This is a genomic window from Parvibaculum sp., assembly GCF_019635935.1.
In the GTDB taxonomy this organism is placed as follows: Bacteria; Pseudomonadota; Alphaproteobacteria; order Parvibaculales; family Parvibaculaceae; genus Parvibaculum.
The window spans coordinates 449,601-458,808 of sequence record NZ_JAHBYN010000001.1; the positions used below are offsets into that span (position 1 = coordinate 449,601).

At 62.3% G+C, this 9,208-nt stretch carries 19 protein-coding genes; all 19 read right to left on the minus strand.

Annotated elements, in window-relative coordinates:
- Positions 1 to 39 precede the first annotated feature (39 nt).
- Complete coding sequence (gene rpsM / locus KF719_RS02335; protein WP_293506765.1) at positions 40 to 408, minus strand: 30S ribosomal protein S13; 369 nt, start codon at positions 406 to 408, stop codon at positions 40 to 42.
- 150 nt (positions 409 to 558) lie between these two features.
- A complete protein-coding gene (locus KF719_RS02340) occupies positions 559 to 1,176 on the minus strand; it encodes an adenylate kinase (protein ID WP_363318003.1) in 618 nt (205 codons plus the stop codon).
- Positions 1,173 to 2,504 (minus strand): preprotein translocase subunit SecY, encoded by a 1,332-nt coding sequence (gene secY / locus KF719_RS02345; protein WP_293506766.1) that lies wholly within the window; start codon positions 2,502 to 2,504, stop codon positions 1,173 to 1,175. The genes KF719_RS02340 and secY overlap by 4 nt, the downstream gene beginning before the upstream one ends.
- 71 nt (positions 2,505 to 2,575) lie before the next feature.
- Positions 2,576 to 3,055, minus strand: coding sequence for a 50S ribosomal protein L15 (rplO, locus tag KF719_RS02350; protein WP_293506767.1), 480 nt, complete (start codon positions 3,053 to 3,055; stop codon positions 2,576 to 2,578).
- 18 nt (positions 3,056 to 3,073) lie between these two features.
- Complete coding sequence (rpmD, locus tag KF719_RS02355; protein WP_293506768.1) at positions 3,074 to 3,277, minus strand: 50S ribosomal protein L30; 204 nt, start codon at positions 3,275 to 3,277, stop codon at positions 3,074 to 3,076.
- Between the two features lie 23 nt (positions 3,278 to 3,300).
- On the minus strand, positions 3,301 to 3,855 hold the full coding sequence (rpsE, locus tag KF719_RS02360; RefSeq protein ID WP_293506769.1) for a 30S ribosomal protein S5: 555 nt from the start codon (positions 3,853 to 3,855) through the stop codon (positions 3,301 to 3,303).
- A gap of 12 nt (positions 3,856 to 3,867) precedes the next feature.
- On the minus strand, positions 3,868 to 4,224 hold the full coding sequence (rplR, locus tag KF719_RS02365; protein WP_293506770.1) for a 50S ribosomal protein L18: 357 nt from the start codon (positions 4,222 to 4,224) through the stop codon (positions 3,868 to 3,870).
- A gap of 13 nt (positions 4,225 to 4,237) precedes the next feature.
- A complete protein-coding gene (rplF, locus tag KF719_RS02370) occupies positions 4,238 to 4,771 on the minus strand; it encodes a 50S ribosomal protein L6 (protein ID WP_293506771.1) in 534 nt (177 codons plus the stop codon).
- Between the two features lie 47 nt (positions 4,772 to 4,818).
- Positions 4,819 to 5,217, minus strand: a complete 399-nt coding sequence (rpsH, locus tag KF719_RS02375) for a 30S ribosomal protein S8 (RefSeq protein WP_293506772.1) — start codon at positions 5,215 to 5,217, stop codon at positions 4,819 to 4,821.
- An 11-nt stretch (positions 5,218 to 5,228) separates the two neighbouring features.
- Positions 5,229 to 5,534, minus strand: a complete 306-nt coding sequence (rpsN, locus tag KF719_RS02380) for a 30S ribosomal protein S14 (protein ID WP_293506773.1) — start codon at positions 5,532 to 5,534, stop codon at positions 5,229 to 5,231.
- A 43-nt stretch (positions 5,535 to 5,577) separates the two neighbouring features.
- Positions 5,578 to 6,135 carry a 50S ribosomal protein L5 gene (rplE, locus tag KF719_RS02385; protein WP_293506774.1) on the minus strand — a complete coding sequence of 186 codons (558 nt, stop codon included), beginning with the start codon at positions 6,133 to 6,135 and terminating at the stop codon, positions 5,578 to 5,580.
- On the minus strand, positions 6,128 to 6,445 hold the full coding sequence (gene rplX, locus KF719_RS02390) for a 50S ribosomal protein L24 (protein ID WP_293506775.1): 318 nt from the start codon (positions 6,443 to 6,445) through the stop codon (positions 6,128 to 6,130). Before rplX ends, rplE begins: the two co-directional genes overlap by 8 nt.
- The gene (gene rplN / locus KF719_RS02395) at positions 6,445 to 6,813 is read right to left on the minus strand and encodes a 50S ribosomal protein L14 (protein ID WP_293506776.1); all 369 of its coding nucleotides are present in this window, start codon (positions 6,811 to 6,813) and stop codon (positions 6,445 to 6,447) included. The genes rplX and rplN overlap by 1 nt, the downstream gene beginning before the upstream one ends.
- Positions 6,814 to 6,859: 46 nt before the next feature.
- Positions 6,860 to 7,096: a 30S ribosomal protein S17 gene (gene rpsQ / locus KF719_RS02400; RefSeq protein WP_293506777.1), complete on the minus strand. Its 237-nt coding sequence runs from the start codon at positions 7,094 to 7,096 to the stop codon at positions 6,860 to 6,862.
- 10 nt (positions 7,097 to 7,106) lie between these two features.
- A complete protein-coding gene (gene rpmC, locus KF719_RS02405) occupies positions 7,107 to 7,313 on the minus strand; it encodes a 50S ribosomal protein L29 (RefSeq protein ID WP_293506778.1) in 207 nt (68 codons plus the stop codon).
- Between the two features lie 48 nt (positions 7,314 to 7,361).
- The gene (rplP, locus tag KF719_RS02410) at positions 7,362 to 7,781 is read right to left on the minus strand and encodes a 50S ribosomal protein L16 (RefSeq protein ID WP_293506779.1); all 420 of its coding nucleotides are present in this window, start codon (positions 7,779 to 7,781) and stop codon (positions 7,362 to 7,364) included.
- Positions 7,782 to 7,815: 34 nt separating this feature from the next.
- Positions 7,816 to 8,529, minus strand: a complete 714-nt coding sequence (gene rpsC / locus KF719_RS02415) for a 30S ribosomal protein S3 (RefSeq protein ID WP_293506780.1) — start codon at positions 8,527 to 8,529, stop codon at positions 7,816 to 7,818.
- Positions 8,529 to 8,909, minus strand: a complete 381-nt coding sequence (gene rplV / locus KF719_RS02420; protein WP_293506781.1) for a 50S ribosomal protein L22 — start codon at positions 8,907 to 8,909, stop codon at positions 8,529 to 8,531. Before rplV ends, rpsC begins: the two co-directional genes overlap by 1 nt.
- 3 nt (positions 8,910 to 8,912) lie before the next feature.
- Complete coding sequence (rpsS, locus tag KF719_RS02425) at positions 8,913 to 9,191, minus strand: 30S ribosomal protein S19 (RefSeq protein WP_293506782.1); 279 nt, start codon at positions 9,189 to 9,191, stop codon at positions 8,913 to 8,915.
- Positions 9,192 to 9,208: the final 17 nt, after the last annotated feature.

Sequence of the window (9,208 nt, forward strand, 5' to 3'; positions counted from 1 at the left end):
CGCAAGAAAAGCGCCCCGGCTTTCAATTTCCGAGCGCTGTTACTTCTTCTTGCCGGCGATTGCCTTGGCCGGACCCTTGCGGGTGCGGGCATTGGTGTGGGTCCGCTGGCCGCGCACCGGCAGGCCCTTGCGGTGCCGCAGGCCGCGATAGCAGCCGAGATCCATCAGCCGCTTGATGTTCATCGCGACTTCGCGCCGGAGATCGCCCTCGACGATGTAGTCGCTGTCGATCGCTTCGCGGATCTGGATGACCTCGGCGTCCGTCAGCTCGTTGACGCGGCGCTCCGCCGGAATGCCGACCTTGCCGCAGATTTCGACGGCCTTGGTGTCGCCAATGCCGTGAATATAAGTCAGCGCAATAACCACCCGCTTGTTGGTCGGGATGTTGACGCCAGCGATACGAGCCACTTGTCTCTCCTGAACTTCGGGAATCGCTTAAGACGGCACTTGCGTGAAATCCCGGCTGGGATCGCCCGAAAACCGCGGAATTCCGCCATTTTTCGGCCCAAACCGTAATTTGCCCTGAAAGTACCGCCGCGAAGGCCGGGATTATAGAATTTACTTCTTCCCAGTCAACCGCTTAAGCCAGTTCCCCTTCTTGTTTGAAAGCCCGAGGACCGCCTCGATCTGGCGGGTTACCTCATCCATATCCTTCATGCCATCCACGGACCTGAGCGTGCCCTTGCCCTTGTAATAGGCAACGAGCGGCGCCGTCTGCTCGTGGTAGACCTTGAGGCGCTTTGCCAGCGCCTCCGCATTGTCGTCGGCGCGCGGGCCGCCCACGGTTTCGGCCGCGCGGGTCTCGATCCGCTGCAGCAGGATGCCGTCATCGACCTCAAGCTCGACCACGGCGTCGAGCTTCGCACCCCGGCCCTCCAGCATCGCGTCGAGCGCTTCGGCCTGGGGGACATTGCGCGGGAAGCCGTCCAGAATGTAGCCCTTGGCCGCATCCGGCTGGGAGATCCGCTCCGCGATGATGCCGACGACAATCTCGTTCGGCACCAGATCGCCCCGCGCCATGATCGTCTCAGCCTGCTTGCCGATGTCGGAACCGGCAGCAACCGCCGCGCGCAGCATGTCGCCGGTCGAAAGCTGGATGAAGCCGTATTTGTCTTCCAGACGCTTCGCCTGCGTGCCTTTGCCGGCACCGGGCGGTCCGAGCAGGATCAGCCTCATCGTTTGCCCCCGCGCAGCTTCGACTTCTTGATGAGGCCTTCATACTGATGCGCCAGCAAGTGGCTCTGAACCTGCGAGACGGTGTCCATCGTCACACTGACGACAATGAGCAACGATGTGCCACCGAAGTAGAAGGGCACGCTGTATTGCGAAATCAGCAGTTCCGGCAGCAGGCAGACGATGGCGAGATAAAGCGCGCCCACGGTCGTGAGCCGCGTCAACACGAAGTCGATATATTCCGCCGTGCGCTGGCCGGGCCGGATGCCGGGAATGAACCCGCCATACTTCTTCAGGTTGTCGGCCGTGTCGGCCGGATTGAAGACGATGGCGGTATAGAAAAACGCGAAGAAAATGATGCCACCGGCATAGAGCGCCATGTAGAGCGGCTGCCCGTGGCCGAGCATGGCCGTCATCGTGTTAAGCCAGTCCGGGCCCTCGCCCGAACTGAAATTGACAATGGTCATCGGCAGCAGCAACAGCGACGAGGCGAAGATCGGCGGAATGACGCCCGCCGTATTGAGCTTCAGCGGCAGATGCGAACTGTCGCCGCCATAGAGCTTGTTGCCGACCTGACGCTTCGGATATTGCACCAGCAGCCGACGCTGCGCCCGCTCGACGAAGACGATGATCATAATGACGACGACGACCATCACCGCGAGGAAGAGGATGATGATTGTCGACAGCGCGCCCTGACGGCCGAGTTCCAGCGTGCCGGCCAATGCGCGCGGCAGCTCGGCGACGATGCCCGAGAAAATGATCAGCGAAATGCCGTTGCCGACACCGCGTGCGGTGATCTGCTCGCCAAGCCACATCAGGAAAATCGTGCCGCCGACCAGCGTGATGACTGTTGTCATGCGGAAGAAGGCGCCCGGATCGATAACGACGCTCTGCGCGCCTTCGAGGCCGACCGCGATGCCGTAGCCCTGAAGCGCCGCGAGAATGACCGTGCCGTAGCGCGTGTACTGGTTGATCTGCTTGCGGCCCTGCTCGCCTTCCTTCTTGAGCTGGGCGAGATGCGGCGACACCGTCGTCATCAACTGCATGATGATGGACGAGGAGATGTAGGGCATGATCGCCAGCGCGAAAATGGCCATGCGGCCGACGGCGCCGCCCGCGAACATGTCGAATACGCCGAGAAGACCGCCCTGCTGCTGCTGGAACACCTGCGCCAGCGCCTGGGGGTCGATGCCCGGAAGCGGCACATAGGTGCCGAGACGATAGACGATCAGCACACCCAGCGTGAACCAGATGCGCTTTTTCAGCTCGGTCGCTTTCGCGAAGGCGGCGAAGTTCAGATTTGCCGCGAGCTGTTCAGCCGCTGATGCCATTACATCTCACCTTGTGCACACCGTATCCGCGTGCGCGCATGTTTCAGAGAGTGCCCGCTCCCGAGACCGAATTATTCGGCGGCAACCTTTGCAGGCGCGGTCACCTTCACCGACCCGCCCGCCTTTTCCACCGCCGCCACCGCGCTCGCGGAAGCACCGGCCACTTCGAAATTCAGCTTCGCCTTGATTTCGCCTTTGGCGAGCAGGCGAACGCCGTCCTTCGCGCGCCGGATGACGCCGGCTGCAACCAGCGCCGCCGCATCGACCGTCGCACCCTTGTCGAGCTTGCCGGCATCCACCGCAACCTGCACACGGCCGAGATTGACCGCGTTGTAGTCGAGGCGGAACAGGTTTTTGAAGCCGCGCTTCGGCAGGCGCATGTGGATCGGCATCTGGCCGCCCTCATAGCCCTTGATGGCAACGCCGGTGCGGGACTTCTGGCCCTTCACGCCGCGTCCGCCGGTCTTGCCCTTGCCCGAGCCGATACCGCGGCCGACGCGGATGCGCGACTTGCGGGCGCCTTCGTTGTCGGAAATTTCATTCAGTTTCATCGAATTGCCTCGCGAGCCTTAAACTTCGTCCACGACGCGGACGAGATGGGCCACCTTGTTGATCATGCCGCGCACGGCCGGCGTATCCTGAAGCGTCCGCGTGCGGCGCATCTTGTTGAGGCCGAGCCCGATCAGCGTTTCGCGCTGCGACGGTTCGCGCCGGAGCGGGCTGCCGATCTGCTGCACGGTCACTGTCTTGCTGTCTGTCTTCTTCGCTGACATCGCTCGCTTCCTCTTCTCAAGCCTTACTCGGCGGTCGCTTCGGCGGCGGCATCCGAACGGCGGCCGACGATCTCGCTGACCTTCTTGCCGCGGCGCGTCGCAACCATGCGCGGGCTCTGCTCGTTCTTCAGCGCATCGAAGGTCGCGCGCACCATGTTGTAGGGGTTCGTCGAACCGAGCGACTTCGCAACCACGTCCTGGACGCCGAGCGTCTCGAACACGGCGCGCATCGGGCCGCCGGCGATTATGCCGGTACCGGGAGGCGCCGCGCGCAGAACGACGCGGCCCGCGCCATGGCGGCCGTCGACATCGTGATGCAGCGTCCGGCCTTCGCGCAGCGGCACGCGGATCATCGCGCGCTTCGCGGCTTCCGTCGCCTTGCGGATCGCTTCCGGCACTTCACGTGCCTTGCCGTGACCGAAGCCGACGCGGCCCTTCTGGTCGCCCACGACGACGAGCGCGGCAAAGCCGAAACGCCGGCCGCCCTTCACCACCTTGGCGACGCGATTGATGTGGACCAGCTTGTCCACAAACTCGCTGTCGCGCTCTTCGCGGTCCCTGTTATCCTTACGTGCCACAGCCTGAATCCTTTAGAAGTTGAGACCGCCTTCGCGGGCGCCCTCTGCGAGCGCCTTGACGCGCCCATGATAGATGTAGCCGCCACGATCGAAGACAACATCGGTGATGCCCGCTTCTTTCGCACGCGCGGCGACGAGCTTGCCTACTTCGCCGGCCGACGCCGTGTCGGCACCGGCCTTCTTGCCGAACTTTTCGTCGAGCGTCGAAGCGGCGGCCAGCGTGACCCCGCGCCGGTCGTCGATGACCTGCGCATAGATATGCTTCGACGAACGGAACACCGACAGCCGCGGACGCTCTGTCGCGACCCTTGCGAGCTTGCTGCGATTGCGCATCGCACGGCGTTGGGACGTATTTTTCAATTTGCTCATGGCGCGCATCCGCTCACTTCTTCTTGCCTTCCTTGCGGAAGATATATTCGCCGGCGTACTTCACGCCCTTGCCCTTGTAGGGTTCCGGCCCGCGATAGCCGCGGATTTCCGCCGCAACCTGACCGACCTTCTGCTTGTCGATGCCGCTGACCGTGATCTCGGTCGGCTTGGCGCATTTGATGTCGATGCCGGCCGGGATCGGATAGAGCACGTCGTGGCTGAAGCCCAGATTGAGCTGCAGGTTCTTGCCCTGGATCGCGGCACGATAGCCGACGCCGTTGATCTCCAGCGTCTTCGAAAATCCGTCCGTCACGCCGATGATGAGGTTTTCGACCAGCGTGCGCGAAAGGCCCCACATCGCGCGGGCGCGCTGCGAGTCATCACGGGGGCGCACCGTCAATCCCGGCTCGCCCTGCTCGATCGTTACGTCATCCACCAGCGTGAGCTTCAACTCACCCTTCGGACCCTTCACGGCCACTTCCTGGCCGTTCAGCGTCACCGTCACCCCTTTGGGGATTCCGACGGGGTACTTACCAATTCGCGACATGGTCTCTGTTTCCTGTCGTCTGCATTCGCCGATTGCCGCCCACGCCTCTAGAAGACGCGGCAGAGCACCTCGCCACCCACATTCTGCTCCCGCGCCGCGTTGTCGGACATGATGCCCTTCGGCGTCGAGAGGATCGAAATGCCGAGGCCGTTATGCACCGTCGGCATCGTCTTCACCGAGGAGTACACACGCCGGCCCGGCGTCGAAACGCGTTCGATCATCTGAATGACCGGCGCGCCTTCGTTGTATTTCAGCTCAATCTCGAAGTCGCTCTTGCCGCCCGGATATTCGACGCGCGCATAGCCACGGATAAAGCCTTCGTCGGCGAGCACATCCAGCACCCAGCCGCGAAGCTTCGAGGCCGGCGTCACCACTTTGCTCTTGCCGCGAAGCTGAGCATTGCGGATGCGTGTGATCATATCGCCAAGAGGATCGGTCATCGTCATTCGCGTCTCTCCTACCAGCTCGACTTCACCATGCCGGGAATCTGCCCTTTGGACGCGAGGTCCCGGAGGGCGATACGCGACATGCGCAGCTTGCGGTAATAGGCCTTGCTGCGGCCCGTGATTTCGCAGCGGTTGTGAATACGTGTCTTGGACGAATTGCGCGGCAACTCGGCGAGCTTCAGCTGCGCCTGGAACCGGTCCTCCATCGACAGACTTTCGTCCAGCGTGGCGGCCTTCAGCTTCGCCCGCTTGGCGGCATACTGAGCCACCAGCTTGCGCCGCTTCTGATCCCGATTTATGGCGCTCTTCTTAGCCATTCAAACCTCCGTCGGGTTCGCCGTTCGCGAACCGCTCAAAAACTTATTTCGTGAAGGGGAAGTTGAACTTCCGAAGCAGCTCGCGCGCTTCGTCGTCCGTCTTCGCCGTCGTACACACGATGATGTCCATGCCCCAGACCTGATCGACCTTGTCGTAGTCGATTTCCGGGAACACGATGTGCTCCTTGAGGCCCATGGCGAAGTTGCCGCGGCCGTCGAAGCTCTTCGCGTTCAGGCCCCGGAAGTCGCGCACGCGCGGCAGCGCGATCGTAACCAGCCGGTCGAGAAACTCGTACATGCGGTCCTTGCGCAGCGTGACCTTGATGCCGATCGGCATCTGCTCACGCAGCTTGAAGGTCGCGATCGACGTCTTTGCCTTGGTGATGACCGGCTTCTGACCGGAAATCGCCTGCAGGTCCTCGAAGGCGCTCTTGATCTTCTTCGAATCCGCGACGGCCTCGCCCACGCCCATGTTGAGCACGATCTTGTCGAGGCGCGGCACCTGAAGCATGTTCTTGTATTTGAAATGCTCCGTCAGCTCCGGACGAATGCTGTCCAGATACTGCGTCTTCAGCCGCGGGATGTATTGAGCTTCAGCCATCGATCGTCTCTCCCGACGCCTTGGCGAAACGGACCTTGCGGCCGTCGTCCAGCGTCTTGAAACCTACTCGCGTCGGTTTGCCCGTCTTGGGATCCTGGATCGCCAGATTGGACAAATGCACCTTCGCCTCGCGCGTCACGATGCCGCCGGTCGTCGTCTGCGACGGCTTCTCGTGGCGCTTCACCATGTTGACACCCTGGACCAGCGCGCGTTCTTCCTTCGGGAAGACGGCGATCACGTCGCCCTTCTTGCCCTTGTCCTTGCCGGTCGTCACGACGACCTTGTCGCCCTTTTTAATCTTCGCGGCCATCAAAGCACCTCCGGCGCGAGCGAAACGATCTTCATGTGGTTCTTGGCGCGCAGTTCGCGTGTCACCGGGCCGAAGATGCGGGTTCCGATCGGCTCGCCCTGGGCGTTGATCAGCACCGCCGCATTGCGGTCGAAGCGGATGACGCTGCCATCGGCGCGGCGAATATCCTTCGCCGTGCGCACGACGACCGCCTTCATGACGTCGCCCTTCTTGACCTTGCCGCGCGGGATCGCTTCCTTGATGCTGACGACAATGGTGTCGCCAACGGAAGCGTACTTCCGCTTGGAACCGCCGAGCACCTTGATGCACATCACGCGACGCGCACCCGAGTTATCGGCTACTTCCAGGTTTGTCTCTTGCTGGATCATAACTTCATCCGCCTTGCTCGAACCGGTTCCTGAATTCCGAAAAGGATCAGGCCTCGTCCGTAATAACTTCCCATTTCTTCAGTTTCGAAATCGGGCGGCATTCGCGGATCTTCACCAGATCACCGACCTTCGCCGATTTGTTCTCGTCATGCGCGTGATACTTCTTCGAGCTGCGCACGATCTTCTTGAGGAGCGGGTCCTTGAAGCGGCGCTCGACATTCACCACGACCGTCTTTTCGTTCTTGTCGCTGACCACGACACCCTGAAGGATTCTCTTCGGCATTTCGCTGTCCTCAGCCCTTGTTCGCCTGCGCGGCTTCGCGCTGGCGCTGGATGGTCTTGACGCGCGCGATGTCGCGGCGCACCTGACGCATCTGGTGAATCTTCTCGAGCTGGCCGCTCGCGCCCTGAAAACGCAGGTTGAACTGCGTCTTCTTCAGCTTGACGAGCTCGTCGTCGAGCTGGTCCGGCGTCATGTCTCTTACTTCGCTGGCCTTCATGGCCTTACCCTTTCATTCGATCCGCCCGCCGGCGGGGTCGTTTATGTCTCAGGCGTGCTCGCCGGGACGCGCGACGAAGCGCGTCTTGATCGGCAGCTTGGCCGCGCCCAGGCGCATCGCTTCTTCGGCAACCGCAAGCGGCACACCGTCGATCTCGAACATGATCCGGCCCGGCTTCACGCGCGCCGCCCAGTATTCCGGCGCGCCCTTGCCCTTACCCATGCGGACTTCGGTCGGCTTCGACGAAACCGGCACATCCGGGAAAATCCGGATCCACACGCGACCGGCGCGCTTCATGTGGCGCGTAATCGCACGACGTGCCGCTTCGATCTGGCGCGCGGTGATACGCGCCGGCTCCTGCGCCTTGAGGCCGAAAGCCCCAAAGTCGAGATTCATTCCGCCCTTGGCCTTGCCATGGATGCGGCCCTTGTGGGCCTTGCGGAACTTCGTGCGCTTCGGTTGCAACATGGTCGAAACTCTCTATCGCTCGGTTCTTCGGTGCTCAGGCCCGGTCTTCGCGGCGCTGACGGCCACCGCCGCCTTCGCCACTGCCTTCGAGCGCACGGCGCTCGGAAGCCATCGGGTCGTGCTCCAGTATCTCGCCCTTGTAGATCCAGACCTTGACGCCACAGGTGCCATAGGCCGTCTTCGCGGTCGCAACGCCATAGTCGATATCGGCGCGCAGCGTGTGCAGCGGCACGCGACCTTCGCGGTACCACTCCGTCCGCGCGATTTCGGCGCCGCCGAGACGGCCCGCGCAGTTGATGCGGATGCCGCCGGCGCCCAGACGCATGGCCGACTGCACGGCCCGCTTCATCGCCCGGCGGAACGCCACGCGGCGCTCGAGCTGCTGCGCGATGTTTTCGGCGACCAGCGTCGCGTCGATCTCGGGCTTGCGCACCTCGACGATGTTGAGATGCACTTCTGATGCCGTGATCTTGCCGATGTCCTTGCGCAGCTTCTCGATGTCGGCGCCCTTCTTGCCGATGACGACACCGGGACGCGCCGTGTGAATCGCGACGCGGCACTTCTTGTGCGGACGTTCGATGACGATCTTCGAGACGCCGGCCTGCTTCAACTGGCCTTCCAGCATTTCGCGGATCTTGATGTCTTCGTGCAGCAGCTTGCCGTACTCGTGACGGCCGGCGAACCAGCGCGAATCCCAGGTGCGGTTGATGCCGAGCCGCAGTCCGATCGGATTGACCTTGTGACCCATCAGGCTTGCTCCTCGACTTGCCGAACGACAATGGTGATCTGGCTGAACGGCTTTTCGATGCGGCCGACGCGTCCGCGCGCCCGCGCATGCCAGCGCTTCATCACCAGGTTCTTGCCTACATAGGCCTCGGCGACGACGAGATCATCGACATCGAGGTCGTGATTGTTTTCCGCATTCGCAATCGCGCTCTGCAGGACCTTCTTCACGTCGTCCGAAATCCGCTTGCGCGAGAAAGTCAGATCGGCGAGCGCCGTGTCGACCTTCTTGCCGCGGATCAGCTGCGCCACGAGGTTGAGCTTTTGCGGGCTCACCCGGAGCATCCGGCCGACGGCCTGCGCCTCGTTATCGGGCAGGCGACGCTTTGAAGCAGCTTTGCCCATGACTTATGCCTTCTTCGTTTTCTTGTCGGACGTATGCCCGAAATAGGTACGCGTCGGAGAGAACTCGCCGAGCTTATGGCCCACCATGTCCTCGGTCACTAGCACCGGAATGTGCTTCTTGCCGTTGTGAACGCCGAAGGTCAGGCCGACGAATTGCGGCAGGACCGTCGAGCGGCGGCTCCACGTCTTGATGACTTCCTTGCGGCCCGACCCGCGCGTGGCTTCCGCCTTCTTCAGAAGGTAGCCATCCACGAAGGGACCTTTTTTGACTGAACGCGCCATATCGAGCTCCCTTGACC